The 26,513-nt window shown below is 72.0% G+C and carries 19 protein-coding genes; 13 read left to right on the forward strand and 6 right to left on the reverse strand.

Annotation, left to right across the window (positions count from 1 at the left end):
- Positions 1 to 77: 77 nt before the first annotated feature.
- Both WMF14_RS15500 and WMF14_RS15505 read right to left on the reverse strand, forming a co-directional pair.
- Positions 78 to 2,435 carry a DUF2169 family type VI secretion system accessory protein gene (locus tag WMF14_RS15500; RefSeq protein WP_437801763.1) on the reverse strand — a complete coding sequence of 786 codons (2,358 nt, stop codon included), beginning with the start codon at positions 2,433 to 2,435 and terminating at the stop codon, positions 78 to 80.
- A 208-nt stretch (positions 2,436 to 2,643) separates the two neighbouring features.
- Complete coding sequence (locus WMF14_RS15505) at positions 2,644 to 4,119, reverse strand: amino acid permease (RefSeq protein WP_437801765.1); 1,476 nt, start codon at positions 4,117 to 4,119, stop codon at positions 2,644 to 2,646.
- A gap of 339 nt (positions 4,120 to 4,458) precedes the next feature.
- On the opposite strand from WMF14_RS15505, the gene WMF14_RS15510 reads away from it, so the two are divergent.
- The 6 genes from WMF14_RS15510 to WMF14_RS15535 all read left to right on the forward strand — a co-directional run bounded on the left by WMF14_RS15510 (position 4,459) and on the right by WMF14_RS15535 (position 12,973).
- A complete protein-coding gene (locus tag WMF14_RS15510) occupies positions 4,459 to 4,710 on the forward strand; it encodes a hypothetical protein (RefSeq protein ID WP_437801767.1) in 252 nt (83 codons plus the stop codon).
- Between the two features lie 162 nt (positions 4,711 to 4,872).
- A complete protein-coding gene (locus tag WMF14_RS15515) occupies positions 4,873 to 5,406 on the forward strand; it encodes an LEA type 2 family protein (RefSeq protein ID WP_437801769.1) in 534 nt (177 codons plus the stop codon).
- A gap of 569 nt (positions 5,407 to 5,975) precedes the next feature.
- Positions 5,976 to 6,941: a sigma-54 interaction domain-containing protein gene (locus tag WMF14_RS15520; RefSeq protein WP_272103749.1), complete on the forward strand. Its 966-nt coding sequence runs from the start codon at positions 5,976 to 5,978 to the stop codon at positions 6,939 to 6,941.
- A gap of 1 nt (position 6,942) precedes the next feature.
- Positions 6,943 to 8,094, forward strand: a complete 1,152-nt coding sequence (locus WMF14_RS15525; RefSeq protein WP_437801771.1) for an HlyD family secretion protein — start codon at positions 6,943 to 6,945, stop codon at positions 8,092 to 8,094.
- Positions 8,091 to 10,862: an ATP-binding cassette domain-containing protein gene (locus WMF14_RS15530; RefSeq protein WP_437801773.1), complete on the forward strand. Its 2,772-nt coding sequence runs from the start codon at positions 8,091 to 8,093 to the stop codon at positions 10,860 to 10,862. Before WMF14_RS15525 ends, WMF14_RS15530 begins: the two co-directional genes overlap by 4 nt.
- A complete protein-coding gene (locus tag WMF14_RS15535) occupies positions 10,859 to 12,973 on the forward strand; it encodes an ATP-binding cassette domain-containing protein (RefSeq protein ID WP_437801775.1) in 2,115 nt (704 codons plus the stop codon). The genes WMF14_RS15530 and WMF14_RS15535 overlap by 4 nt, the downstream gene beginning before the upstream one ends.
- 118 nt (positions 12,974 to 13,091) lie before the next feature.
- Here the strand turns inward: WMF14_RS15535 and WMF14_RS15540 are convergent, their stop codons facing one another.
- Positions 13,092 to 14,429, reverse strand: a complete 1,338-nt coding sequence (locus tag WMF14_RS15540; protein WP_437801777.1) for an extracellular catalytic domain type 1 short-chain-length polyhydroxyalkanoate depolymerase — start codon at positions 14,427 to 14,429, stop codon at positions 13,092 to 13,094.
- Positions 14,430 to 15,163: 734 nt separating this feature from the next.
- On the opposite strand from WMF14_RS15540, the gene WMF14_RS15545 reads away from it, so the two are divergent.
- From WMF14_RS15545 to rnk, 3 genes are all read left to right on the forward strand, one after another.
- Positions 15,164 to 16,645 carry a hypothetical protein gene (locus WMF14_RS15545; protein ID WP_437801779.1) on the forward strand — a complete coding sequence of 494 codons (1,482 nt, stop codon included), beginning with the start codon at positions 15,164 to 15,166 and terminating at the stop codon, positions 16,643 to 16,645.
- 41 nt (positions 16,646 to 16,686) lie between these two features.
- A complete protein-coding gene (locus WMF14_RS15550; RefSeq protein ID WP_437801781.1) occupies positions 16,687 to 19,086 on the forward strand; it encodes a family 43 glycosylhydrolase in 2,400 nt (799 codons plus the stop codon).
- Positions 19,087 to 19,588: 502 nt separating this feature from the next.
- Positions 19,589 to 20,011: a nucleoside diphosphate kinase regulator gene (gene rnk, locus WMF14_RS15555; RefSeq protein ID WP_272103758.1), complete on the forward strand. Its 423-nt coding sequence runs from the start codon at positions 19,589 to 19,591 to the stop codon at positions 20,009 to 20,011.
- 156 nt (positions 20,012 to 20,167) lie between these two features.
- Here rnk and WMF14_RS15560 read toward each other — a convergent pair whose 3' ends face one another.
- Positions 20,168 to 20,323: a hypothetical protein gene (locus WMF14_RS15560; RefSeq protein ID WP_272103759.1), complete on the reverse strand. Its 156-nt coding sequence runs from the start codon at positions 20,321 to 20,323 to the stop codon at positions 20,168 to 20,170.
- 371 nt (positions 20,324 to 20,694) lie between these two features.
- Between WMF14_RS15560 and WMF14_RS15565 the strand changes: the two genes are divergently transcribed.
- From WMF14_RS15565 to WMF14_RS15575, 3 genes are read left to right on the forward strand one after another with little or no spacing between them, the layout of a single operon-like run.
- Positions 20,695 to 21,348, forward strand: a complete 654-nt coding sequence (locus WMF14_RS15565; protein ID WP_437801784.1) for a hypothetical protein — start codon at positions 20,695 to 20,697, stop codon at positions 21,346 to 21,348.
- The gene (locus WMF14_RS15570; RefSeq protein WP_437801786.1) at positions 21,345 to 22,358 is read left to right on the forward strand and encodes a hypothetical protein; all 1,014 of its coding nucleotides are present in this window, start codon (positions 21,345 to 21,347) and stop codon (positions 22,356 to 22,358) included. Before WMF14_RS15565 ends, WMF14_RS15570 begins: the two co-directional genes overlap by 4 nt.
- A 3-nt stretch (positions 22,359 to 22,361) precedes the next feature.
- Positions 22,362 to 23,108, forward strand: coding sequence for a glycine-rich domain-containing protein (locus tag WMF14_RS15575; RefSeq protein WP_437801787.1), 747 nt, complete (start codon positions 22,362 to 22,364; stop codon positions 23,106 to 23,108).
- Positions 23,109 to 23,203: 95 nt separating this feature from the next.
- Here WMF14_RS15575 and WMF14_RS15580 read toward each other — a convergent pair whose 3' ends face one another.
- Together WMF14_RS15580 and WMF14_RS15585 are read right to left on the reverse strand one after the other, a co-directional pair.
- Positions 23,204 to 24,013: a class I SAM-dependent methyltransferase gene (locus tag WMF14_RS15580; protein WP_437801789.1), complete on the reverse strand. Its 810-nt coding sequence runs from the start codon at positions 24,011 to 24,013 to the stop codon at positions 23,204 to 23,206.
- Positions 24,014 to 24,164: 151 nt separating this feature from the next.
- Complete coding sequence (locus WMF14_RS15585; RefSeq protein WP_272103769.1) at positions 24,165 to 24,485, reverse strand: hypothetical protein; 321 nt, start codon at positions 24,483 to 24,485, stop codon at positions 24,165 to 24,167.
- A gap of 511 nt (positions 24,486 to 24,996) precedes the next feature.
- Between WMF14_RS15585 and WMF14_RS15590 the strand changes: the two genes are divergently transcribed.
- Complete coding sequence (locus tag WMF14_RS15590; protein ID WP_437801791.1) at positions 24,997 to 26,496, forward strand: M14 family metallopeptidase; 1,500 nt, start codon at positions 24,997 to 24,999, stop codon at positions 26,494 to 26,496.
- Positions 26,497 to 26,513: the final 17 nt, after the last annotated feature.

The raw sequence follows: 26,513 nt of genomic DNA on the forward strand, positions 1-26,513 counted from the left end.
GCCGAGCGCCGAGGACCTCCGCCATCGCGGGCCGCGAACGGGCAGGGGGCGTGAGCGCCTCTCCCGCTGTCGTACCCTCATGATGCGCGGCCCTGCCGGACCTGCACCACCCGCCCGAGCGCGACCGCCTGGAGCGCCACCGGCTCCGCCTCCCGCTCGTCCATCGCCGGGTGCACCGCCGCGATCGCCCGCGCCCGGAAGCGCGCCGAGAGCGGCAGCGCCTCGGCGATCGAGGCCGGCAGGTAGATCACGAGCGGCTGCGTCTCTCCCGCCACGCGCAAGAGGGCGCGCAGGTGCGGCCCGCCCAGCACCTTGCGCTTCTGGTAGTGCCGCTGCTCCAGGAGCGCGCGCTCCACCTGCTCGCTCGCGAGCTCCACCCGGCCTCTCTTTCCGTGGGCGAGCGCCTCGCGGATCCTCCCGCACAGCGCTGCGGCCACGGCGGGCGCGGTCGAGACGCCCGGCGTGGCGAGGAATCTCTCGGCGGTCTCGAGCGCCGCCGCGAGCGCGTCGTCGCCGGTCGCGAGCGGCGTCGCGGTGGAGACCAGGGCCTTCAGCGTCTCGACCTCGTCGAAGGACAGCGAGAGCTCGCCCTCGACCAGCTCGAGCGGCGGCATCGGCATGCCGCGCTTGCCGGCGGCGCGCGCGAGCGCCCCGTGCACGCCCGCGACGTCGGTGGCCGCGCCGCGATCGAGGATCTCGAAGACCTGCGCCCGATCCTCGATCTCGGCGGGCTCGTCGGAGAGGGCCGGATCGTCGGCCTCCGGATCGAGGGGCTCGTCCTCCATCGCGTCGAGCAGGCGCTGCCAGGCCGGCTTGCGGACGATGCGCGGCACGCTCTTCCGATCGAACCAGATGAGCGTCAGCGCGTCCCGCTGCGCCGCCGCCGGCGCGAACGCGGCGCTCGAGTCCGCCGCCGCGCCTGCACCCGCGAACATCGCGCCGATGGTCTGCGGCGCCGCCGGCGCGTGCGGGATCATACCCGCGGCGCCCGATCCGGGCTGCGGAGCGCCGGCCGCCCAGGGGCTCATCGGCTCGCCGGGCGAGGCCTTGGCGATCGGCGGGGCAGGGATCGGAGAGGGGGTGTTCGGAGGAGGGATGTTCGAAGGAGGGGTGTTGGACGCGGCGGCGGGGGGCGGCGCCGAGGACGGGGCGACGAAGGGGAGAGGCACCTTCGTCGCCTCCTCGGTGATGTCGCCGGTCTCGCCCTCGATCGAGCTCCGCTTCGACCGGAAACGGGGCGGCTCGGCCGGCCGCGGGGCGGGCGCCTCGGGGGGAGGCGGCGCAGGCGGTCCCGCGCGAAAGGGCATGATCGTCGCCTGCGGCGCGTCGGGCGACTTCGCGTGGATGTCGAGGGTCAACGTCGACGGGCCGAGGGAGGGAGGCTTCACCGTGGGGCCGGCCGGGCCCACGCGCGGCGGCGGCTGGGGCCCCGGCGCCGAGGGGGTGGCTGCCTCGGCGGGCGCCTGCCTCGCGGGCCGCTCCAGCGAGACGCGGATCTGCCCTGACTCCTTGGGGCTCGCGAGCGGGAGCTGGCCTCGCCAGGTCAGCGTGCAGAGGAGGCGATCGGCGTCGATCACGAGCGTGTCGCAGCGCATGGAGAGATCGCGCGGCCCGCCGGCGCGGCCGGTGACGGTCGCCCGCGGGCGGACGCCAGGAAGGCTGGTGACGAGGCGCGGGTGGCGGGGATGGAGGTTCTCGAGCACGATCTGCTCGTCCTCGCGGAGCTGCAGCAGGCGCTGATCGAGCGGAGCGACGTTGAAGAAGGTGCGGTCGAAATCCTCCGGCAGTGGGCTCGAGAGCAGCGCTCCCGACGACCAGGCCGCCGCGTGTTTGCCGAGCCTGCGGTGCCGCAAAGGCCACGTGGGGCCGATGGGCCCGAAGCCCACCGCCGCGATGGGGTCGTCCGGGCTGGTCACGACCCGATCCACGGGGAGGAGGTTCGGGACGGCGGCCCTGCCGCGGGCGTCGCGCGCCGCGCGATGGATGCCCGCAGGGTTGTCCGTGTCCGGCCCGCCCGCGGCGCGCTCGTAGGCGAGCGGCATCGTCGTGAAGTGCGCTCCTTCCAGGAGCTCGCCCTCCTGGGTGAACAGGCGATCGCAGAACACCTGAATGGGTTTATCGATCTCGCCCACCGCCATCCGTGCGATCAGCGACCGCGCGGGGCTGCCGCCGGGCGCGTGGGCGTGGCCGACGAGGACGACATCGGCGCCCTGCTTGAGCGGCGCGAGATCGCTCGCCTCGATCAGGCTGCGCGCGGGGTCGTCGTCCAGGTGCGCGTCGCGCTCGCGGATCGGCTCCTGCGCGGGCGCGAGCGGCGACTCGCCCGGCGCGAGCGTGAAGGTCGCCTTGCAGACGACGGTGAGCACCCAGGTCAAGGAGCGCACCTGCCAGAGGAGCGAGGCGACAGGGAGCGGCCCGTCGGAGACGACATCCATAGGTGGGCCGACGGTACCACCACTCCGGCGAAGTGGATTCAGTCATGGCGCGGCGCTCCGCGCCGTCAGGGGGCGCGCGGGCTGTCTGCGATGAAGGCGAGCCCTGCTGCGGCCGCGTCCCGAAAGGACCATGTCGGCTCGACTTCGAGGCGATCGCCGTACGTCGCGTCTCCCGCGGGCGTCGCCGCGCTGCCGCGCCGCGCGCGAGCTAGCGCGGGGACTCAGGGATCCGCGTCACGGGCTCCGCCGTCAACGCGCTGTGCTTGCGGCTGTAGCCGAAGTAGATCGCGAACCCGACGAGGAGCCAGGCGGCGAGGCGCAGCCAGTTCTCGGTGGGCAGCGAGAACATGAGGAGGAGACAGATCACGATCCCGAGGATCGGGGTGAGCGGGTAGAGCGGCACCCGGAACGGGCGCGCCGCGTCCGGCGCCGTCCGGCGCATGATCAGGACCGCCGCGCAGACGAACAGGAACGCAAGGAGCGTCCCGATATTGACGAGCTCCGCAAGGATCCGCAGCGGGAGGAGCGCGGAGAGGGTGGCGACCACGAACCCGGTGAGCAAGGTGGACTTCCAGGGCGTCTTGAAGACCGGGTGCACCGATCCGAAGAAGCGTCTGGGCAGGAGCCCGTCACGGGCCATTGCGAGCAGCACGCGCGGCTGGCTGAGCATGAGCACGAGCAGCACGGAGGTGATCCCGGCGACCGCCCCGAGGGAGATGATGAGCTGCGCCCACGGGAGGCCGACGCGCGCGAAGGCGTCGGAGACCGGCGCGTCGATGCTCAGCTCGGTGTAGGGCACCATGCCCGTCAGGATAGCCGCGACGGAGACGTAGAGGAGGGTGCAGATCACGAGCGAGGCGACGATGCCAGTGGGCAGATCGCGCTGCGGGCGCTTCGCTTCCTCGGCGTGGGTCGACACCGAATCGAACCCGATGTACGCGAAGAAGATGGTCGCGGCGCCGGCGAGCATCCCGAGCGGCTCTCCCCCTTTACCGGTCTCGCCGAAGATCGTGTGACCGAAGAAGCTGAGCCCCCCGAGCCCGAACGGCGCGAACGGCCGCCAGTTGTCCGGGTCGACGTGGAACGCGCCCACCACGATGACGAAGAGCACGACGGCGAGCTTGAGCGCGACCATGACGGCGTTGAGCGTCGCGCTCTCGCGGATGCCCTTGAGCAGGATGACCGTGACCACGACCGTCACGAGGATGGCCGGGAGATCGAGGATCGCCCCCGTGGACACGAGCTCTCCGAGCGCCGGTTTGTAGTCGAACGGCGCGCTCCTGAGCTCTCTTGGCAGCTCTACCCCGAAGATCCCGATGAAGTCCTGAAAATAATGGGACCACCCGTGCGCCACGGTGGCGGCGCCGACGGCGTACTCGAGGACGAGATCCCACCCGATGATCCACGCCGGCAGCTCGCCGAGCGTCGCGTACGAGTACGCGTAGGCCGAGCCCGCGACTGGCACCATCGCCGCGAACTCCGCGTAGCAGAGGGCCGCGAACACGCAGGCCATCCCCGCGACCACGAAGGATAGCATCAGCGAAGGACCTGCCTTGTCGTGCGCGGCCTGGCCTGTGAGTACGAAGATGCCTGTCCCGATGATGGCGCCGATCCCGAGGCTCGTGAGCTGCAGCGGCCCGAGGACGCGCCGGAGGCGGTGCTCCCCCTGCAGCTCTTCTCTCATGACCGACAGCGGTTTGCGGACGAGCAGCCGGCTCCCCATGGCCTTCAGTCTGCTGGCTCTGCGGCCCGGCCCCCGTCACGTCAAGCCGGAGGCCCGTCGAGCCGGGAGCGGCCCCGCGCCGCCGGACGAGCCGAGCCTGCCGCGCCGAGCGCCCCCGCGCCCGGGCGCGCGGCGGGCGCGCGGCGGACGCACGATCCGACAGGCGATCGACGACCCCCGGGCGGCCGCTGGACGCGGCGCGCGGCGCCGGCGCGCGACATCGAGCTCGGTCCGCTGCTACGCTCGCGGGCGGAGGTCGCCGAGCACGGGCCGGCGACGCGGGAGGAAGGGGAGTCCGTGATGGCCAGGAAGGAACTCGTCGGGCAGTTCATCGAGCAGGGGCGCGCCGAGGGGATGGCGCAGGCGATGGCGCAGGCGACGATCGAGCTCTATGAAGAGCGGTTCGGCCTCATGCCGCCGGCGCTGAAGTCCGCCGTGGAGGCCACGCACGATCTGAAGACGCTCCAGACATGGCTGCTCGTCGCCGGCGCCGGGACACGCGAGGTGCTTCACGACAGCGTCGCTGCCAGCTCCTCCGGGCGCTCGTCCTGACCGGCGGCCGACGACCCCGGCGAACGTGGATCCGGCGCGCCGACGGGCATCGCCGGCGCGAGCCGAGCGCCGCGGCCCTCCGAGCGCGCGCCGCCGTTCGACGCGCTCGCCCCGCCACGCCGCGAGGTGACGGCGTGGCCCTGCGCGGCTAAGCTCGCGCTCGTGCCGTTTTCCCGGAAGACCACCCCCCTGCGCCGCCTGCCCGCGCTCGCGCTCGCAGCGCTGACGGCGATCGCCGGCGCCGCCTGCGTGAGCAAGCCGACGATGCAGCTCGACCACGCCGAGATCACAGGGATCCGCATCGCCTTCCCGCCGAGCCTCGGCATCCTCATGACCATCGTCGTCAACGTCCACAACCCGAACTCGTACGACGTGGCCGTGCGCGCGGTCCGCGGCCAGGTCGTGCTCGCCGGCCGCTACCCGCTGCCGGTCGACTTCCGGGCCGACGGCGACGGCGTATGGCTCCCTTCCGACCGCACGACGCAGGTCCGCGTCCCCGTCAGCGTCCCCGTCGATCTCGGCCTCCAGCTGCTCCGGGAGACGCTCACGTCGCCCGTCATCCCGTACCGCTTCAGCGGCAGGGCGGACGTCACCGCGACGCGCACCTTCCGGCTCGAGGCCGACGATTACTCGGTCGACGATCACGGCGTCGTCGCCCGCAACCAGATCGAGACCGCCCTCGGCATCCTGCGATAACATCCGCCGCGCCCGGAGCCTGCTGGCTGCACGCCAGCGGCCCACAAGGCGCCTCCGGGCGGACGGACGCAAGGCGCCCCCGGGCGGACGGACACACGCTCGGCCTCCGGCGAGGACCATGCACCGAGGTGTCCACCACGCTGGCGCACTACGTGCCGATGTTGCGCAAGTCGCGCCGACCTGGCGCGGCCGCCCTCGACGTCGGCGCCCGCGCTGGCCGGCCGGCCGGCCAGCGCGACGCTCGATGCAATAACAGGTCATGACAGCAGCGCGCTCGCGCCGCGAGCGTCTCCCTCGTTCCTGGTGGCGGCTCCCGCCACCAGGTGGAGGCTCCGGCCTCCAGGCGGCGCGGCGAGCCTCGTCGCGCAGCCTCCGCGCAGGACAGCCTGCGCCTCACACGCGCTCTCCTCGGCGATGCCTCGCGCCGCCGAGGAGCGTGGGGGGCATCCTGGCCAGGTCGTTCATGGACGGAGCGGCGCGTTGGTCACCGACTTGCTTCGGCTCGCTCCTGAACTCGGTCGCACTTGCGACACGCGCGTCCCGCGCCTTCGGCGCGAGGGGGAGCCTTCATGGTGGATGACTGTTCCAGCGGTTTTCTCGCGCTCGATCCGGAGATGAGGCGCCTGCGCGAGGCCCTCGAGACCGTGGCGCCCACGCCGCTGCCGGTCCTGATCCTCGGCGAGACCGGGACGGGAAAAGAGGTGGTGGCGGAGTGGATCGCCGGCATGTCGCGGCACCCGCGCGAGCGCTTCGTGAAGGTGAACTGCGCGAGCCTGTCGGAGTCGCTCGTCGAGAGCGAGCTCTTTGGCCACGAGCGCGGCGCGTTCACCGGGGCGGTGGCGCCGCGCGAAGGGCTGTTCGAGGCCGCCCACGAGGGCACGCTCTTCCTCGACGAGGTGGGGGAGCTGTCCCCGCGCACGCAGGCGAAGCTGCTCCGCACGCTGGAGTACGGCGAGATCGTCCGCGTCGGGAGCACGCGCCCGCGGCGCGTGGACGTCCGGGTGATCGCGGCGACGCACCGCGATCTCGAGCAGATGGTGCGGGAGGGGAGCTTCCGCCAGGACCTCTACTTCCGCCTCAACGCGATCACCCTGCGGATCCCGCCGCTCCGGGCCCGCACCTCCGAGATCCTGCCGCTCGCGGCGCTCTTCGCGGCGCGCCTCTCGCAGCGGCTCGCGCGCCCGGCGCCGCCGCTCGCGAAGGAGGCGACCGCCGCGCTCCTCTCGCACGCCTGGCCGGGGAACGTCCGGGAGCTGCGCCACGTGGTCGAGCGCGCGGTCGTGATGTCGAAGGGCGGGCCGATCGGCGCGGATCACCTGATGCTGGAGGCGCCGCGCGCGCCGGTCGAGGCCGGGATCAAGGGCGATCTGCGCTCCTTCGAGCGGGATCGCATCGTCGCCGCGCTCGAGCAGGCCCGCCAGAACCAGACGCGCGCCGCCGAGCTGCTCGGCGTCTCGCGGCGCACCCTCACCAACAAGCTCAACGCGTACGGCATCGCGCGGCCCCGCAAGAAGGTCGCGCTGGAGGAGTGCTGACGTGGCCTCGCCGTTCTTCCGCACGATGCGGTCGCTCGAGATCGAGCGCGGGCCGAGGACCTGGATCCGCCTCGCCGTGATCCTCGCGGTGCTCGGCGCGTGGGCGGGCTGGATGCACGCGGCGCGCGTCTCGGTCTACGCGACGACCGGGAAGGCGCGCCTGGAGGTCAGCCGGATGGCTCACCGCGTGGCCGCCGTCGAGCCCGGGCGCGTGTCGGTCGTGCAGGTGTCGCTCGGGCGCCACGTCGAGCAAGGGGAGGTGCTCGTCGAGCTGGACGCCTCCGTCGAGGAGAGGCGCCTGGAGGAGGAGCGGACGAGGGCGGCCGCGCTCGCGCCGAAGATCGATGCGCTGCAGCACCAGATCGCGGTCGAGGAGGAGGTGCGCGCGTGGCAGGTGAAGCTGTCCGACGCCTCGGTGGCGCGCGCCAGGATCGACCTGCGCCAGCGGGATCTCTCCGCCGCGCACGGCGAGGAGCTCCGCGCGATCTCCGAGCGCCTGCACGACGAGCGGCTCGCGTCGACGGCCGACCACCTCGAGGCGAAGAGCCGCGCCGCCGACGAGCGGCTCAAGGCGGAGGGGGCGCGCGCCGATCTCCGGCGGCTCTCGGTCGCGGGGCACCACGACGAGCGGCAGACGGCGGCCCGCCTCGCGGAGCTCGGGCGCGCGCTCGGGGATCTGGTGGCCGAGCAGCAGGAGGCCGAGGCGGCCGTGGCCACGGCGCTCGCGCAGATCGAGCGGCGCAAGGTCCGCGCGCCCATCGCGGGGAAGCTCGGGAACATCGCGGCGCTCCAGGTGGGGGACGTGCTCAAGCCGGGCGACCTCGTGGCGACGGTCGTCCCCGGCGACGACCTCCACGCGGTCGCGCTCTTCGCGCCGTCCGACGCGGTGGGGCGCATCGTCCCCGGGCAGAGGGCGCGGATGCGCCTCGACGGGTTCGCGTGGACGCAGTTCGGCATGATCGAGGGGGAGGTCTCCCACGTGGCGAGCGAGCCGTACGACGGCGCGATCCGCGTCGAGCTGCTCGTGCGGCCGGAGAGCGCGGCGTCGATCCCTGTGCAGCACGGGATGCCGGGGACCACCGAGGTCGAGGTGGAGCGCGTCTCTCCGTGGGCGCTCCTCCTGCGCGCCGTGGCGCCGGGAGGCGCGCGATGAAGCGCGCGTTCCTCGTCCCCGAGGTGCTGCAGGCGTCGCTGATGGACTGCGGCCCCGCCGCGCTCAAGGCGGTGCTGCAGGGGTTCGGCGTCGACGTGCACTACGAGTGGCTCCGCGACCGCTGCCAGACGGACGTGGACGGGACCTCCATCGACGCGCTCGCCGCGCTCGGGCAGGAGCTCGGGCTCGCGACCGCCGAGGTGGTCGTCCCCCACGACAGCTTCCTCCTGCCAGAGGCCGACTGCCTGCCCGCGATCGTGGTCAAGCGCGGCGCGGGCGGCGCGCTCCACTTCGTGGTCGTCTGGCGCCGGCTCGGGCCGTTCGTGCAGATCCTCGACCCCGGGAGCGGGCGCCGCTGGGTGCGCTCAGCGCGCTTCATGGAGGACATGCCGCACTTCCCGATCCCCATCTCGATCGAGCGGTGGCGGCGGTGGGCGTCGTCCGCGGACTCGCTCGGCCCGCTCCGCGCGAAGCTGCGCGCGCTGCGCGCGGACGGGGAGGCGCTGATCGCCCGGGCCGACGCGGACCCGGGGTGGAAGCCGTTCGCGGCGCTCGACGCCGCCGTGCGGATGGTGGCGCGCCTCGTCCACGGCGGCGCGATCGCGCGCGGGGGCGAGGCGCAGCGCGTGCTCCACGGCGTCTTCGAGCGCGCCCTCGCCGGGGAGGCGGGCGCCATCCCGAAGGGGTTCTTCTGGGCCACGGAGGGCAAGGCGCCCGGGAAGCTGCTCGTGCATGGCGCGGTCATCGTCCACGTCGGCCCGCGTCGGCGCGGGGCGGGCGAGGCCGGCGCGGCGGCGCGCGCGCCTGCGCCCCCCGGCGCGGCGCCGCCGCCGAGCTACCGCGGGAGCGCCGCGGCCGAGGCCGCGCGCGGGGTTGCGCCGGGCCGGCCCGCGCCGCGCGCGACCGCGACGGCGGCGCTGCCGGCGTCCGTTCGCCGGGAGCTCGAGCTGCCGACGCCATCCCCCTCGCGCCTGTTCTTCTGGATGCTGCGCGCCGACGCGGGCGGGGCGCTCGCGCTCGTCGGGGTGGCGCTCGCGGCGAGCGCCGCCATCGCGGCGATCGACGTTGTCGTCCTCCGCGGGCTGTTCGACGCGGTGAAGAGCGTCACCGTCGCGTACCAGCGCGCGCTCGGGCTCCTCGCCCTCGTCGCGTTCGCCGCCGGGGGCCTGGCGCTCGAGATCTTCGTGGCCCACGCCGTGTCGCGCCTCGGGCGCGCCCTCGAGGTGCGCTTCCGGGCGGCGTTCCTGGAGAAGCTGCCGCGCCTCGAGGATCGCTACCTGCGCAGCCGGCCGACCTCGGACATGACCGCGCGGGGCCACGCGATGCACCTGATGCGCGAGGCCCCGGCGCTCTTCGCCCGCATCGCGCGCGCGGCGCTGTCGTTCGCGGCGACGCTCCTCGGCGTCGTCTGGCTCTACCCGGGCGGCGCGTGGTTGTCGCTGGTGGCCGCGGCGGTCGCGCTCGCCGCCCCGTACCTCGCGCGGCGGCCGCTCGTGGAGAGCCTCATGCGCCTGCGCACGCACGCGGCGTCGCTCGAGCGGTTCTACCTCGACGCCCTGCTCGGCGTCGTGCCCATCCGCGTCCACGGCGCGGAGCGTGCGGTGCGGCGCGAGCACGAGGCGCTGCTCGTCGAGTGGGCGCGGACTGGCCGGCTCGTGCACGCGCAGTCCACCGCCATGCAGGCCGCCCAGGGGATCGCGAGCACGGCCGTGGCGGTCGCGATCGTCGGCGGCTACGTCGCCTCCGGCGGCCCGGCCGCGGCGCTGCTCCTGCTCGTGTTCTGGTCGCTGCGCCTCCCCGCGGCGGCGCAGGAGCTCGTCGCGGCGCTGCTCGGCTGGAAGAACGTGCGCAACGCCTCCGTGCGCCTCTTCGCGCCGCTCGCGGCGCCGGAGATGGACCTGCCCCGCGCGCCCGCCGAAGACGTTGTCGACGCAGCGCGCGCCGCGCAGGGCGCCGCGTGCTCCGCGTCGATCGACCTCCGGGGCGTCAGCGTGAAGGCCGGCGGGCACACGCTCCTGTCCGACGTCTCGCTGAGCGTCCCGGCGGGGGCGCACGTCGCGATCGTGGGGGCGTCGGGCGCGGGAAAATCGTCGCTGCTCTCGCTGCTCCTCGGGTGGCTGCGGGCGTCCGGGGGGGAGGTCCTCGTCGACGGGCGCCCCTTCGACGACGCGGCGGCCCCGCGCCTCCGCCGCGCGACCGCGTGGGTGGACCCGGCGATCCAGCTCTGGAACCGCACACTCCTCGAGAACATCACCTTCGGCCACGCCGGCGACGCCCTCGCGCGCGTGCCCCTGTCCATGAGCCAGGCCGAGCTCACAGGCGTCCTGGAGAGCCTTCCCGACGGCTTGCAGGCGGCGATCGGCGAGGGGGGCGCGCGCCTGTCGGGCGGGCAGGGGCAGCGCGTCCGCCTCGCGCGGGCGCTCATGAAGGGCGACGCGCGCCTCGTGCTCCTCGACGAGCCTTTCCGCGGCCTCGAGCGCGAGCGGCGCCGGGAGCTGCTCGCGCGCGCGCGGGAGCACTGGGGGCGCTCGACGCTCGTCCTCGTCAGCCACGACGTCATGGACACGCTCGGCTTCGATCGCGTGCTGGTCGTCGAGGGGGGCAGGGTCGTCGAGGACGGCGCGCCGCGAGAGCTCATGGACGACCCGCGGAGCCGCTACCGCGCGCTCGCCGAGGCGGACGCGCGGGCGCGCGACGAGGTCTGGTCGAAGGAGCGCTTCAGGAGCGCGACGATGGAGGGCGGCCGGCTCATCCAGGGGGCGGCGTGAAGGCGGGCGAGGCCGGACAGGCGGCGACGTTGGGCGGGCTCGTCTGGCAGCCGTCCGCGCTCGCCCACGCGATGAGCGCGCTCACGGCCGCGTGCGGGCTCGCGACCGGCGCGGTCCCGTCGCCCGGCGCGCCGCCGGAGGGCGACCCCACCGCGTGGATCGAGGCGTACGCGGGCTGCATGGGCGTCGAGGCGGAGGCCATCCAGTGCAGCTTCGCCGAGCTCGGGGGCGCGCTCGCGTCCCTCGGCCCCTCGATCGTCCGCGTCGAGCAGGGCTACCTCGCGGTGATGTCCGTCGGCCGGCGGGGGCTCTCGGTGCTGACGCCGGCGCTCACGCCGGCGCGGATCCCGCTGGAGACCGTGCGCCGGGCGCTCACCGCCCACCTCGAGGACCGCCCCGCGTCGCACGTCGACAAGTGGCTGGCCGCGGCGCAGGTCCCGCCGCGGCGCGCCGCGCGGGCGCGCGACGAGCTGCTCGCCCAGCTCGTCGCGGATCGCCCCATCGACGGCGTGTGGCTGCTCCGCCCCGATCCTGGGTCGAGCTTCCGGCGCCTGCTCTCGAGGCGCGGGGTGCTCCGCCGGGGCGCGATCTTCCTCGCGGCCGCTGCCTCGCAGATCGCGCTCGGCGTCTTCGCCTGGTGGCTGATCGGCGCGGGCGCGCTCGAGGGCGACGTGCAGCCGGGGTGGCTGTTCGCGTGGGTGCTCCTGTCGCTCTCGGCGCTCTTCGTGCAGCTGTTCGCCTCGTTCACGGGGGGCATGCTCACGATCGACGTCGCCGCGCTCCTCAAGCAGCGCCTGCTGTGCGGCGCGCTCCGCCTGGATCCTGCCGCGATCCGGGCGCGCGGCTCGGGCGAGCTGCTGGCCATGGTCTCCGAGTCCGAGGCGGTCGAGACGGCCGGGCTCGGCGGCGCGCTCGGGGCGATCGTCGCGCTCGTGCAGCTCGCGAGCGCCGCGGCGGTCCTCGCCGCCGGCGCCGGCGGCGGCCTCCACGTCGCGCTGCTCCTCGGGTGGACGCTCGCCGTGGCGCTGCTCGGGCGCCGCTTCGCCCGGGAGCGGGCGGCGTGGACGGGCGAGCGGTTCGCGATCACGAGCGGCTTCGTCGAGCACGTCGTCGGGCACCGGACGCGCGTCGCCCAGCAGGCCTCGCACCTCCACCACCTGGAGGAGGACGCGGCGCTGGAGCGCTATCACCGCGCCGCGCGGGGGATGGATGGCGTGGGTGATCTCCTCGCGTCGCTGCCGGCGCGCGGGTGGCTCGCGCTCGGGCTGCTCGGCCTGGTCCCCGCGGTCCTGGGCGGGGTGGGCGCGGGCCCGCTGGTCGTCGCGACCGGCGGCATCCTCCAGGCGCAGGCCGCGTTCGCGACGCTGGCGACGAGCCTCGGCGCGCTCCTCTCCGCCGCCGTCTCGTGGCGTTCGATCGCCCGTCTCTTCACGGCGGCCGAGGGCCGCGAGCCCGCCGGGATCCCGCAGGCCGTGCTCGGGCGCGCCGCGACGTCGGACGTCGTGATCGAGGCGCGGGGCGTCTCGTTCCGCTACGACGGGGAGCGCGGCGAGCCGGTCCTCCGCGGCTGCGACCTGGTGCTCTCGAAGGGCGACCGGCTGCTGCTCGAGGGGCGCTCCGGCGGCGGCAAGTCGACGCTCGCGGCCGTGCTCAGCGGCCTTCACGCGCCGTCGTCGGGGCTCGTGCTGCTGCGCGGCCTCGACCGGCGGACGCTGGGCGGGGCCGCGTGGCGCAGCCGCGTCGCGAGCGCGCCGCAGTTCCACGACAACCACGTGCTCTCCGGGACGCTCGCGTTCAACCTGCTGATGGGCCGCGCGTGGCCCGCGTCGCCCGAGGACCGGCGGGAGGCGGAGGTCGTCTGCCGCAAGCTGGGCCTCGGGCCGCTGCTGGACAGGATGCCCTCGGGGCTCGATCAGGTCGTGGGCGAGACGGGGTGGCAGCTCTCGCACGGCGAGCGGAGCCGGCTGTTCCTGGCGCGCGCGCTGCTCCAGCGCTCGGACGCCGTGATCCTCGACGAGAGCTTTGGCGCGCTGGATCCGTTGACGGCCCGCGAGTGCGTTGGCGCCGTGCTGGAGCGGGCGCCGGCGCTGATCGTCATTGCGCACCCGTGAGCGTGAGGGAGCGGAGTACGGCCTCGACATGGGGGTGTCGTCGCCAGCGTGAGTGCTGCCGCGTCGCCCGCGGTGATCGGCGCGGGCCGTTCGCGGATCTCCCCTCGGTAATCCCGGTTCAGGTGGACCCCACCGCCGTCCCCCGACGACGACGGATCAAGGTCGAAAGTGCAATTGCCAGAGCAACCAGGGAAGTCCCGACAGACTCCCCCGAATCGGCCCTGCCGACCGCGCACGATCCAGAATCAGCGCTACCGGCCGGGCCACCACCCGTGACGGCTCCACCCGTTCCACTGCTCCCGCCGCTTCCGACTGCGGTGCCGCTTCCGCCTGCGGTGGCACTTCCGCCTGCGGTGCCGCTTCCGCCTGCGGTGCCGCTCGACCCCGTGCTCCCAGCGGTCCCGCCGCTCATGCCGCCCTGCCCCTGTCCACCACCCGCACCATCTCCACCGGTTCCGCCTGCGCCGCCGCTTCCGCCCGCCCCACCGCTGCACTGCTCTATCTCGGGATCGACCGGCCCGGTCTTGTCGAGACCCAGAAAGGGGATGACGTACTCAGCGAGGAATAACGCGTCGGATGGGCCGTGATCGCCGCCAATCGAGGTGAACGCGTCGAGGACCACGTAGCCGCACTCGTTCTCCCAGCGCTGCCGCGTCGCATCGTGGTTGCCGAGCCGAACTCCCGTATCGGTCGACGTCGGGCTCGCGCCCACGCCCAGAACGTTGGTCCATTGCTTGATGGCCTCCGTGTGGTTCGGGTACCTGATGATGGTGTCCGCGTCGCCGTGGAAAAGCTGCAGCCGCGGGCGATGTCCCGCATACCCCGGGGCCAGCGTACGGGCGATGTCGCCCCATTCTTGCGCTGTGTGGGTCACCGAGCCGCCCGCGCACGCTCCGCTGTATCCGCCGTTGTTGCCTGATTCGTTGGCTGCGCGGCACCCGGCCGGCATGCCCGCCAACGCGGCGCCTGCTTTGAAGACGTCCGGGTAGAGGGCAAGCAGGAGCTCGGTCATCATGCCGCCGGACGAATCTCCCGTCGCATAGACGCGATCCGCGTTGCCTCCGTACGTGTCGAGCGCGTACTTCACCATCTGCCTGATGGCGTGACTGTCGCCACCGCCTTCGCGCGTGCGCGTCTTGTCCGACACGACGTCCCAGCATCTTCCGCTGCTGGGGACGACCATGATGAAGCCATGGTCGTCCGCCGCGTCGACGATGCCCCCGCCCCGCGCCTGACCAAACACTGTACTGGCGGTCCCGCCGCAGTAGTGCACCAGCGTCAGAATCGGAGGATTCGGCGCCACGTGGTCCGGGACATAGACGTACATGCTCACGTCACGAGGCAGACCGCTCTCCCCCCAGTCGTTGACCTGACGCAACGTCGCCGCTCCCGCGGAGGGTACCGACCCCAGCATGGCTGCCAGCAAGGCGCCCCAGGCAGTCCAATTTCGGCTCATGATGGAGTTCTCTCCTGTGTGTGAACTGGCTCTGTCGAACCAAGCAAGGCTGCGACGACATGACGCCGGCGATGTCGATGGCGAATCGCCACGCTCACCTCAGGTGACAGAAGGTTCCTTAACGCGATCCGCCTTCCTCTTGCTGAGGATGGCGAAGCGGACCCTCCGGACGGAGGCGGCGCCGAGATCGATCGGATGACGAAGGTCTCCGTGTTCACGACGACCCATCCATGGCGAAGCAAAAGGATACCGATCGGGTCGATTGTGAACGCTCACATGAGCAACGTCAATTCCAATCGACCGGCCCGCGGTGTCGTCCAGCCCGAGGGGGGCGGGCGGGGCGCCTCTGGAGCGCGGCGTCACGAGGAGCGGTCCTCGGACCTGCGTCGAGGCGGATGGGCTCCACGGGAACGGCGGCCGTGAGCTCGTCGTCGGGCCATTTCGGTTGACGTCGCCGATGTGAGCGCTCACAGTCGCTCGAGAACCACCCTTTCGCTTTGTCCAGAACAGGCCGTCGTGCGCGCAGGGCGCCCGTCCTCGGGATCGATCCCGGCACGGCTCCGCTCGGTCATCGCGGACAAAGGTGCCCCACGCACATCGGACCGGGTGGGCGTCGGCGTCCATCGGCGCAGCAACTAGGCGCGAAACCGAGGAGCGAGATGGCACGTTTGGGAAGCAGATCGAGAGCACGATTCCTGGTGGCGCTCTTATGGACTTCCGGGTGCAGCGACCCGGTGACGACGACCGGCGGAGACGCAGGGCACGATGCCGAGCCCCCCGCGTGCTCCGAGGGCACCTGGGATCACGACGGCGACAGCGCGACGAGCTGCGTCGCATGGACAGGCTGCTCCGCAGGCACCTTCGCGAGCGCCGAGGGCTCGCCTACGGCGGACCGGCGGTGCACGGCGTGCCCGGAGGACACCTTCAGCGACACGATGAACGCGCCGAGCTGCAGGATGCACACGCCCTGCGCGCCTGGGACGAGGCAGACCGCGCCTGGGACGAGCACCACGCCCGCGCAGTGTGACGGCTGCTCGCCGGGCACGTACTGCGCAGGCAAGACCGCCGCGCCTGTCGATTGCGCGGACGGCACCTGGGACGACGACGCCGATCCCACGACGACATGCGTCGCGTGGACCGACTGCGTGCCAGGGGAGCTCGTCGGCGCGGAGGGGAGCAGCACCACGGACCGCAGCTGCCTCAAGTGTACGAACGGCGAGCACACGGCCACGATGAATGCAACCAGCTGCTCCCCGGGTGCCTGGGTGATGAGCTACTTCGGGCCGAATCAGGACGTGGCGAGCGATTCGCTGCATCTCGCCTACAGCACCGACGGGCTTCACTGGTCGGCCCTCGCCAATGGACAGCCTGCGTACCAGCTCACCGGGATGGGCACGAATCACATCCGAGATCCGTTCCTGTTCCGCAAGAACGATGGAACGTATGTCTATATCGCCACGGACTGGACGCTCTCGGAAAACGACTCGAACTACTGGAACCATCCGAGCTCCAAGATCTTCGTGGCCGACTCGACCGATCTCATCACCTTCACGAATCCCCGGTTGATCACGCTCACGAACCTCTCGGGCCCCAGCGCCACCCCGATGCACGCCTGGGCCCCGGAGGCTTACTACGATCCCGATCGCGAGCTCTATGCGATCATCTGGTCGGGGAACGACACCACGGGCGCGAACCGCATCTACGTCAGCTACACCGAGGACTTCGTCACCATCGTCAACCCGACGCCCGACGTGCTCTTCGATCCGGGCTACAGCGTCATCGACGCGACGATCACGCAATGGAATGACCGCAACTACCTCTTCTTCAAGGACGAGACGGACAGCAGCGGGAGCGCGCTCACCGGATCGGGCAAGGACATCCAGATCGCGCGCTCCTCGACGCTCGCGCTCGATCCGGCGACGTTCACGCGATGGAGTCCGGACTACATCACGCGCGGGTCGACCCAGAGCAGGAGACGAGCGACCGAGGGACCGTTCGTCATCAAGGATCCGCGGGAGAGTCGATGGTACCTCTTCGCCGACTACTACCTGAACGGCGGTGTGTTCGGGTGCTGGAGCACGACGGATCTCGACACGGATCCGGGCTCTTGGACGGAGCTCCCGAGCGGGCAGTACCGCTTTCCGTCCGGCGTGCGCCACGCGAACGCGGTCCGGGTCACGCAGGCGGAGCTCGACGCGATCATCGCCCACTACTGAACATCCTACCGGACCCACTGATGGGTAGAGGTTCCCTCATCATGCGCGCACCGAGTTCTTCCCATCCAGAGCGCACTTCCCTCTCTGCGCCACGCGTCGCGCTCACGGCGGCAGCTGGCGCCTTCGCCGCGCTGCTCGTGGTGGTCGGGTGCTCGGATGGGCCCTCGACCGATGCGCCGGACGCGTCGACCAATTCATTGCGGATCATGCCGGCGGTCACGGCGCTCAGCACCTCGGAGTCCGGCGGGCGGGTGACCGTGAGCGTGGCGCTCGACGGCGCGCCGAGCGGGCCTGTCATGGTGCCGGTCTCGAGCTCGGATGCGACCGAAGGCTCCGTCTCACCGGCGACCATCTCCTTCACGGTGGAGGATTGGAGCGTCCCTCGAGAGATCACGGTCACGGGCGTGGACGACGCGGACAGCGACGGGGATCAGATCTTCCGCGTCCGCTTCGGGCCCTCGGTCTCTGCAGACCCAGCCTGCGACGGCCTCGTCGCGGAGTCCGCTGACATCACGAACACGGACGACGACGGTCCAGGGACGGCGGGGATCGTCGTCAGCGACCCGTCGGGGACCCTCGCCGAGCGCGGCGCTCCCGTGACGTTCACCGTGCTCCTCGCGTCGCAGCCGAGCGCGCCCGTGACGATCGCCCTCAGCGTCAGCGACGCGACCGAGGCGACGCTGAGCCATGCGGACCTGACGTTCACGGAGGCGAACTGGAACACGGCGCAGACCGTTACCTTGAGCAGCGTCGATGACTGGCAGGCCGACGGAGCTCAGCCCGTACGTGTCGTCTTCGGCTCACCGGCCAGCGAGGACCCCGAGTATGCGGCCCTCGCCGCACCCGCTGTTCTCGAGCTATCCAATCTCGACGACGACGTCGGAGGGGGGTACCAGATTCGCACGACGCACAAGGAGGACGCGCCGCTCTACGTCGCGCACTCCTATTATCACGCGATGATCACCCACCTCGACGATAGGGCAAACAGCCAGCTTCCTGCCGACTTCCAGTGGAGAGTGGTGCCCGGCCTGGCGAACCCGGATGATCCGACGCTGGTGTCGTTCGAGCCTGTGGGTCTCGGCGGTCGCTACCTGCACGTCGACAGGATGAATTCGACCCGGTACCCGCTGCAGAGCGAGACGGCCAACCGGGCTAGCGGGCTCTGGCAGACTCCACCCGAAGAGAGGAGTCACCTTCTGTGGATCGACGTGTTCACGGATACCACCACGTTCCGGAGCGACGCCACGTTCCGGATCGTGCCCGCGCTGAACGGGGATCCGACGATGGTCTCGCTGCAGTGGTACTCAGATCCGACACGTTATCTCCGGCGCCTGAACTACCAGATCTATGCGCACGTGCTCGACGGCACGGCGGTCAAGAACTCGGAGGCGTCGTTCGCGCTCGAGCCGCTCGGCTATTTGATCTCGCAGCGCGCCGATCCCCACATCAAGCGGCACACGGACGGGTACTACTACTTCACCGCGAGCGTGCCGACGTACGATCGCATCGAGATCGGGCGCGCGACCACGATACGAGGCCTGGCCAGCGCGACCCCGAAGGTCGTCTGGACGAAGCACGCGACCGGCCCGATGGCGGCGCACATCTGGGCGCCCGAGCTACATTTCATCGACGGCAAGTGGTACATCTATTTCGCCGCCGGAAGCTCGACCAACATCTGGGCCATTCGCATGTATGTGCTCGAGAACTCATCGGCCAACCCGATGGATGGCACGTGGATCGAGCGAGGGCAGATCGTGACGGACTCGGACACGTTCGCGCTCGACGCGACGACGTTCGAGCACGACGGCAAGCGCTATCTCGTGTGGGCGCAGGAGGACCCCAGCGTCGAGGGCGACAACAGCAGCTTGTTCATCGCGGCCATGATGAACCCGTGGACGCTGGCCAGGCCCAGCGTGCGGATCGCCAGACCCGAGCACGCCTGGGAGACGGCGGGGTTCGCGGTCAACGAAGGTGCTGCCGTGCTCGAGCGGAATGGGCGGATCTTCATCAGCTACTCAGCGAGCGCGACGGACGATCGCTACTGCCTCGGCCTGCTCACGGCGAGCGCGACGGACGACCTGCTGAGCGCCAGCTCATGGACGAAGAACGAGAATCCAGTGTTCGTCAGCGCAAACGGGCTGTATGGCCCGGGCCACAACTCGTTCACGACCTCGGCGGATGGATCGATCGACGTGCTCGTGTACCACGCGCGGAACTACGAGAAGATCACGGGGGACCCGCTCTACGACCCGAACCGGCACACGCGCGTCCAGCGGCTCGAGTGGAATGCAGACGGAACGCCGAACTTCGGCGTACCGCTCCTGAACGGCGCGAATACGATTGGCGACCGACTGTTTCGCGGAGGAATCGAGCGCGAGCAGCGAGGTGGGGAGCTCGGCACGAGGCTCTCCCAAAATCCCGGAGAATCCGACGGATTGTGACGGTTCGTCCCCGCGGAACAGTGCCGCCAGACGCACCGGTCGATGACGAGCGATCGCCGGAAGCAGCGGGCTCTGCGATGAATCGGCGGGAGAGGGGGACCCGCCTGGGAGTGATGAAAGGTCGGGCGGACGACAACGGCAAATGAGGACCGCTTCCCGGACGCGCCGCCCCTTGTCATGGCCCTGGGGGGGACCGTCGTGTTACCATGCCCATGGAATGAGCGTGTGCCTGCACCCCGTCGCGTCGCGTTCGTGGCCTTGCCGCGGCGCGCGTAGCGCGCTCATCCCCCTGCGATCCCGGCTCCTCTGCCGGAGGTCGCCCGCACGCTCGTAGGGGAGCGGCCTCCCGGCGTTTTTCGCTGGCCGCTCCCGGAAGGAAGCGGGCCTGGCATCGAGGGCGCCCGAGCGGGCGACCTGGGCGAGCACTCACGCCGTCCAGCTCGCCGGCGCGGACCTTCGGCCGAGCCCGGATCGCACCGACGACACAAGGAGATCTCAGCTCATGGCACCTCACTCGAACCCCATCGTCCTCACCGAATTTGACCGCGATCGCCTCGCGCGCCTGCTCGAGGCGCTGCGCGCGCGGCCCGGGGGCGACTCCCCGAACCTGGAGGCGCTCGAGATCGAGATCGAGCGCGCCGACGTCGTGAAGCCAGCGGATATCCCGCCGAACGTGGTCACCATGAACTCCAGGGTCGAGCTCCTCGATCTCGACACAGAGGAGCGGCTCTGCGTGACCGTGGTGTTTCCCGGGATCGCCGACGTGAAGAGCGGCCGCATCTCGGTGCTCGCGCCGATGGGGCTCGCGCTGCTCGGCTGTCGAGAGGCAGACGAGGTGGAGTGGCCCACGCCGAGCCGCACCCGGCGGCTCCGGATCGAGCGCATCGTCTATCAGCCCGAGGCGTCGGGTCGCTTCGATCTGTGAGCGTCCGGCGCGAACGGCCGGCCTCGCCGGCGCGTCGCGCGCCTTGAACGCGAAAGGCCCGACGCTGCTCGTCGCAGCGCGGGCCTCCGCGGTCGTGTCGTCAGGTTCGAGGAGCCGGTCGCCGCGGGCCGCGGTCCCCCGCGCCTCGAGGTCGGCTCAGCAGCCGCAACAGCCGGGCGGGCAGGTGCAAACCTGCGGGGCAAGGCCCGCCTGGAGCTCCGTGGGGACCTCCACCGTCAGGCGCGCAGGGCGCTCCTCGACGGTCTCCTGCTTCGACTCGACCTCGACCTCGACCTTGATCTGCTCGTTCATGGCGATTGCTCCGTAGTGGGTTGGTTATTTCCATCCGGGGACTCGACGTCCCGCGAGGAGGGCTATTGCAGTCGCCGTGCCACGCCGTTTTGCCGCGATATCGGCCGCTTTGGCGCGGTATCGCCCGCGCTTGAGCAACCCCTTTCCCAGTTGGGGAAATCGGTCTGGCATCGCCCTTCCCGATCGGGCCAGCTCCGGTGCACGCGGTGGGGTCCCCGAGCGGCGCTCGCCCGCACAGGAGACGGGCTCAGATCGGCGTTTTCGGCGCGCAGGCGCACGCCGGTGCGCCGAGCACCGAAAACGTCGAGATGGGCCCGTCTCCGAAGCGGGCGAGCGCCGCTCGGCATGAAGCTCGCAACGAGCGCACGGTGATGGACACGTCAATCATCCCCGAACTGCTCTCCTTCCGCGCGCCGTGGCTCGAAGAGAAGCTCGTCAAGGACCGGGTGGTCCATTCCTGCGAGGAGGCGGCGCGGCTCCTCGACGAGGTAAAGAAATACCTCTTCCTCTGCGAGGCGAACCGGACCCGGCAAGTCCCCATGTTCTCCCGGAGGATCGACGAGGTCTGGCACCAGTTCGTCCTCTTCACCGAGGAGTATGCGGCCTTCGGGCACCGCTTCTTCGGCGAGTTCGTCCACCACACCGCCAACACGGCTCCTCGCGGCCCCGGATCGCGCCCCGAGATGACCCGCGCCGAGTTTCGCGCCGAGTACGAGGCGCTCTTCGGGCCCGTCTCCGCGGCGTGGAGCGACGAGCTCGCCGTGACGCCCGACACGCGGCTCATCCGCGTCACGTTCGGCCGGCCCATCTTCGTTCGGGTAGAGGAGGGGAAGGCAGATCTCGTGTGGTCGCTGGAGCCGCCGCGCGTGCTCCTGCGCATCGACGCGTGGGCGAAGGACGCGCTGCAGTTCATCGTCGACTGCGATCACTTCTATGTCCGCGAGCTCCCCGGCCTCGAGGACGGCGAGCGCGTGGCGCTCTGCCGTCCGCTCGTGAAGGGCGACTTCCTCCGGGTCGCGCCATGAGGCTCGCCGAGCTCACCGCCCTCTTCGGGCGGCTCGATTTCCCGGGCCCAGAAGACCGCGGCCATCCGGCGCGCGATGATGTGCGCGCGGTCGAGGGCGCGGTCCGCGCCGGGCTCTCGGACGACGAGCTCCTGCTCGACCTCTTCGCGCTCGAGATCGAGCGTCGCGACGGCGCGCCGGATCTCGCGCCGTTCCACGTCATCCCCGAGCTCGGCGTGCGCCTCGCGTTCGCGTACTGGCGGCCCGGGCGCGCGGCCGGCGCCCACGAGCACTCGGACTGGACGGTCACGGCGGTCGTCCACAACACGCTCGACGTCGCGACCTTCGACTGGGACGCGACGGCCCGCGCGCGGCGGCTCGTGCCGAAGCGGCTGTTCTCCGCGGAGGCCGGGCGGGTCGGCCACATCTACGGGCCGTGCATCCACGATCCGCGGAACCCGACGGGGAGCTGGTCCATCTCGCTGCACCTGTTCGGCCCTCACGACGGTCCTGTCATCGAGGCGCAGGTGGGCCCCATCGAGGGCCTGACCCCCGCGGCACCCCGAGCGGAGCCGGAGGACGCGCTCTCGGCGGCGCTCCTCGCGCACGAGCGGGAGTGCGTGCGCCGGGCGCAGATCGACGCCCTCGAGCGGCGGGGCCCGCAGGCGGCCGCGCTCCTCGCGCGCCTCCACGCCCGCGGCGACGCGGGGACCCGGCGGCGCGCCGCCCGGGCGCTCGGCCGGACCGAGGCCCTCGGCGCGCACGCCGTCCTCTCGCGCCGCTGGCCGGGCGTGGATCTCGACGTGGCGCCCCGCGCGGGCCGCGCCGAGCTCGTCGCCCACTCCGGCGGGCGCGCCCAGGTCCTTCTCCGCGTCGACGCGTGGGCCGGGCCCGCCCTCCGCGCGGTGTCGGCCGCCCGGGAGCTCCGCCCCAGCGACATCCCCGGCCTCGCGGAGGCGGAGCAGCTCGCGCTCGCCCGCGCCCTCGTCGACTGGGGGACCTTTCAGCCCTTCGAAGCCCAGGAGAACTGAGCCATGCAATCCACGCAGCCCACGCGGCCCACGCAGCCCACGCAGCCCACGCAGCCCACGCAGCCCACGCAGCCCACGCAGCCCACGCAGCCCACGCAAACAGACGTCGTGACGCCGAGCGCGCGCAGGCGGCCTGAACTCTTTGCCTACCGGGCGCCGTTCGTCATCAGCAAGCTGCTCATGAACAAGACCGTGGCCACCGAGCGCGAGGCAGAAGCGCTGTTCCGGGAGCTCGTGCGCTATCTCTGGCTCGTCGACTCCGACCGATCCCGGGCTTACCCGATGTTCTCGCTGCGCGTCGACGAGGCCTGGCACCAGTTTGCTCTCTTTACAATCGAATATGCCGACTTCTGTCGGCGCTTCTTCGGGCGCTTCCTGCACCACGCGCCGAGCAATGCGCCCGTCACGCACGCCTGCCGCGAGGCGACGTGGGACGAGTTCGCGGACGCGTACAGCGCCCTGTACGGCGAGCCGCCGCCCGAGCTGTGGAGCGACGCGTCGTCCGTCTGCGGCCCGCGCCGCGTGATCCGCGATCGCGAGGTGTCGGTCCGGCTGAGCGACGGCAAGGCGGAGCTCGTCCAGGGCGACGCGGTGCTCGTGCGCGTCGACGCATGGGGCGAGGCCGCGCTGCGCTTCATCGCCCGGCACGGCATCTTCTACGTGCGCGAGCTGCCCGGGCTCGACCTGGACGACCGGATCGCCCTCTGCCGGGCGCTCGTGGCGTCGCGGACGCTCCGCGTCGCTCCGTAGCCGGTGCGGCCGCGCTGGCGCAGCGAGGAGCGATCGTCGTGGGCCCTCGCCGGGCCCACGCGCCGCGCCGTTCGGGGCGTGGCGATGCGATGGCGCTAGCGCGAGCCGGCGCCCAGGAGGGCGGTCATCGAGAGCTGCTGAGGACCGTCGCCGAACCGCGCTTGCAGCCTGCCCAGGATCGCCTCGCCGAGCTCCCCCCAGCGGGCCTCCCCGAGCTTTTCCCGCAGGAGCACGAGCGGCGCGTTGCTCCGGCGCATCGAGCCCCAGAGCAGCTCGGTCGAGGGCGCCTCCATGGCGTGCTCGACCTCTCGCACCGACACGTCTCGAAAGCCCGCCGCCTCCATCTCGGCGCGGAACTCGTCTGGATCCCCGAGCGGCGCCTTGCCCTCGCCGAAAGGCAGGCCGGGCAGCTCGGCGCGGATGGCCGAGAAGAGCTCTCCGAGAATGGGTGTCCTGTCCATCGGCGCCCAGCTCCCGACGACGGCGCGGCCGCCGGGGCGCAGCACCCGGAGGAGCTCGCGGAAGCCGCGGTCGCGGTCGGGGAAGAACATCAGCCCGAACATCGAGAAGGCGGCATCGAAGGAGCCGTCCTCGAAGGGCAGCGCCATGCCGTCGCCGACGCGGGCGTCCACCGCGAGCCCCGCGCGCGCGGCGCGCTCGCGCAGCTGCTCGACCATCGCGGGGGCGAAATCGAGCGCGGTCACGCGCGCCTCCCGGGCGGCGAGGAGGGACAGGGTGCCTGGCCCGGCGGCCACGTCGAGCACGCGGGCGCCCGGGACGACGCCGGCGAGCCGGAGCGCGTCGGCGGCATACTTCTCGAAGTGAGGGACGATGTCGGCCGCGTAGTCGTCGGCGACGATGTTCCACGCGACAGGGGTGGCGAGGGGGCTCGGAGGCTGGGTCATCGGCAGAGGTGCTACCACGTGCGCGCCGAGCGGATCCAGCCGCAGGTGTCCTGGCGCGGCGTTCCCTTGGCCGGCGCTCACGCCCTCGCGGCGAGGCGACGACCGCCGCGCGTCCGCGCGAGGGAGATGCCGTGATGAGGTGATGTGGTGATCACCGCGCGACCGCGCTCTCGCGTCGACTCGCCATGCGCGCCTGCGCCAGCGCCTTCGGCGCGCCCCTCGCGCCGGCGGGGCTCGCCGCCGCCTCCGACGAGCTCGGATCAGCATCCGAGTCCGCGCTCTGCTCCTCATCTGCCTTGTCGGCGCCGCCCTCGGTCGCGTCGTGCCGCGGCAGCACGGTCCTCGCGGTCGACACGAGCAGCACGCTGGTCAGCGCGACGACGCTCGCAGATCCAGCGACGAGCACCGCGATATGCATCATTGTGCGCTGGAGGAGGCTCCCTTCATTCAACTTCCGGAGGATCTTCAACATCGTGCTACCTGCCTCGTTCGCGAGCGCCCGCTCGCTGCCAGCGTCCCTGTGACGACTCCTGCGAATGCGAGCGTCGTGCCAGCAGCCATCCGCTGGAACCAGCGCATGGATCGAGGGGCTTCTTGCGCCGCTCTGCCAAAGCTGACACTTCCGCCACCTGTACAATGGCTCATCCTGCCAAAATGACAATCCGTTCTTTGAGCGTTTTGACACCGCGTGTGCCGCGTGCGGACCGCCCGCGCCCGTGACGCCCGTGACCGTGGAGAAGGGAAGACATGCGTCTCTGACGCGCCTGCCGAGCCTTCCACGCTTTCGGGTCGCATCCTGTCCTGTCGATCTGACCAGCCTGGACGAGGACTCCGTCGCTTCGTCCACCACACCCGCCACACCACCACACGTGCGGGCTCTTCCGGCGGGCGCGCCGTCGTCGCGCCGTCGTCGTCGGCCGTCGTCGCGCCGTCGTCGTCGATCGCTGCCCCCTCCTGCGGGCGGCGGGGTAGAGATCGGGCCCATGCTGCTCACCCGCGCCGAAGCCACCGGATTCCGGGAGACCTCCCTGCACGCCGACGTGATGCGGTTCGTCCGCGCGCTCGAAGGCCGCAACGACCCCCGCCTGCACGTGACCACCTTCGGGACCAGCCCGGGCGGGAGGGAGCTGCCGCTGCTCGTGCTGTCCAGGGACGGCGTGCGATCCCCGGACGACGCTCGCCGCGCCGGGCGCCCCGTGGTGCTGATGCTCGACGGGATCCATCCCGGCGAGGTCGAGGGCAAGGAGGCCAGCCTCGCGCTCGTCCGCGATCTGCTCGACGGCCGCCACCCGGACTGGCTCGACGCCCTCGTGCTCCTCGTCGTTCCGCTGTTCAACGCGGATGGCAACGACGCGCTCGACCCGCGGAACCGCCGCCTCGACCTCAAGAAGCTCACCGGCCAGCCAGGTCCCGTCGTGGGCACCCGCACCCAGAGCCAGGGCATCAACCTGAACCGCGACTACCTCCGCCAGGCCGCGCCCGAGATGCGCCTGCTCCAGCAGCGCGTGTGCATCCCCTGGGCGCCCGATCTCACGATCGACAACCACGCGACCAACGGGTCGGTGCACCGGTTCCACATGACGGTCGATGTGCCGCACACCATCGAGTCCGGCCGCCCCGAGCCGATCGCGATGGTGCGCGATTGCCTGGTCCCCGACGTGATCGCCGCGGTCCGGCGGCGCGGCTTCGAGAGCGGCTGGTACGGCAACTTCGTCGAGGACGAGCGGGTGCTCGACGCCGACGGCGAGGTCGACCCGGCCTCGCCCGTCGGCCTCGGCTGGATGACCTACCCGCACCACCCGCGGTTCGGCTCGAACTACCGCGGGCTCACGGGGCGGCTCGACCTGCTCCTCGAGTGCTACAGCTATCTCCCGTTCGAGGAGCGCGTCCAGACCGCCTCGGCGTGGCAGATCGAGGCCCTCTCCTGGGTCGCCGCCCACGCCGACGCGGTCCGCGAGGTCGTGGCCGCGAGCGCTCGGCCGCCGGAGCGCGTCGCGGTCCGGTACCGCCTCGAGCCGACCGGGGCCCCGATCGACATCCTGACGCGCAGCCCGCGGACGTTCGACGGCGAGCCTGTCACCCTGCGGATCCCGCACCACGCGCGGTTCGTCGGGACCACCGTGGTGGATCGGCCGCGGGCGTACCTCGTGCCGCCGGCGATCGCCGAGGCCCTGCGCCGGCACGGCCTCCGCGTCGAGCCGGCCGGGGGCATCTACGACGTCGAGGTCGCCCGGGTGGCGTCGCTCGGCGCCGAGGGCGGACGGGCGATCCTGGAGGCGGCCCGGGTCGGAGAGGTGTCGGTGCGGTGGCGCGAGGAGGCCCGGCGGGCCCCCGCGGGCTGGTCCCGGGTCGACACCGAGCAGCAGCTCGGCGCGATCGCCGTGTACCTGTGCGAGCCGGAGAGCGACGACGGGGCGGTCGAGAACGGCCTCGTGGAGGCGCCCGCCATCGGGGACGAGCACCCGGCGTGGCGGGTACGGTGAGCCCGGATGGGTCGGGC

The sequence above is a fragment of the Sorangium sp. So ce693 genome, from assembly GCF_051521375.1.
GTDB classification, from domain to species: Bacteria; Myxococcota_A; Polyangia; order Polyangiales; family Polyangiaceae; genus Sorangium; species Sorangium atrum.

Bases quoted from the DNA above. Each gene is read 5' to 3' on its own strand.
- WMF14_RS15565 (WP_437801784.1), top strand. From the start codon at position 20,695: ATGGACACGTCAATCATCCCCGAACTGCTCTCCTTCCGCGCGCCGTGG.
- WMF14_RS15575 (WP_437801787.1), top strand. From the start codon at position 22,362: ATGCAATCCACGCAGCCCACGCGGCCCACGCAGCCCACGCAGCCCACG.
- WMF14_RS15560 (WP_272103759.1), bottom strand. From the start codon at position 20,323: ATGAACGAGCAGATCAAGGTCGAGGTCGAGGTCGAGTCGAAGCAGGAG.
- WMF14_RS15585 (WP_272103769.1), bottom strand. From the start codon at position 24,485: ATGTTGAAGATCCTCCGGAAGTTGAATGAAGGGAGCCTCCTCCAGCGC.
- rnk (WP_272103758.1), top strand. From the start codon at position 19,589: ATGGCACCTCACTCGAACCCCATCGTCCTCACCGAATTTGACCGCGAT.
- WMF14_RS15530 (WP_437801773.1), top strand. From the start codon at position 8,091: ATGAAGCGCGCGTTCCTCGTCCCCGAGGTGCTGCAGGCGTCGCTGATG.
- WMF14_RS15540 (WP_437801777.1), bottom strand. From the start codon at position 14,429: ATGAGCCGAAATTGGACTGCCTGGGGCGCCTTGCTGGCAGCCATGCTG.
- WMF14_RS15580 (WP_437801789.1), bottom strand. From the start codon at position 24,013: ATGACCCAGCCTCCGAGCCCCCTCGCCACCCCTGTCGCGTGGAACATC.
- WMF14_RS15520 (WP_272103749.1), top strand. From the start codon at position 5,976: ATGGTGGATGACTGTTCCAGCGGTTTTCTCGCGCTCGATCCGGAGATG.
- WMF14_RS15505 (WP_437801765.1), bottom strand. From the start codon at position 4,119: ATGAGAGAAGAGCTGCAGGGGGAGCACCGCCTCCGGCGCGTCCTCGGG.
- WMF14_RS15570 (WP_437801786.1), top strand. From the start codon at position 21,345: ATGAGGCTCGCCGAGCTCACCGCCCTCTTCGGGCGGCTCGATTTCCCG.
- WMF14_RS15590 (WP_437801791.1), top strand. From the start codon at position 24,997: ATGCTGCTCACCCGCGCCGAAGCCACCGGATTCCGGGAGACCTCCCTG.
- WMF14_RS15550 (WP_437801781.1), top strand. From the start codon at position 16,687: ATGCGCGCACCGAGTTCTTCCCATCCAGAGCGCACTTCCCTCTCTGCG.
- WMF14_RS15510 (WP_437801767.1), top strand. From the start codon at position 4,459: ATGGCCAGGAAGGAACTCGTCGGGCAGTTCATCGAGCAGGGGCGCGCC.
- WMF14_RS15500 (WP_437801763.1), bottom strand. From the start codon at position 2,435: ATGGATGTCGTCTCCGACGGGCCGCTCCCTGTCGCCTCGCTCCTCTGG.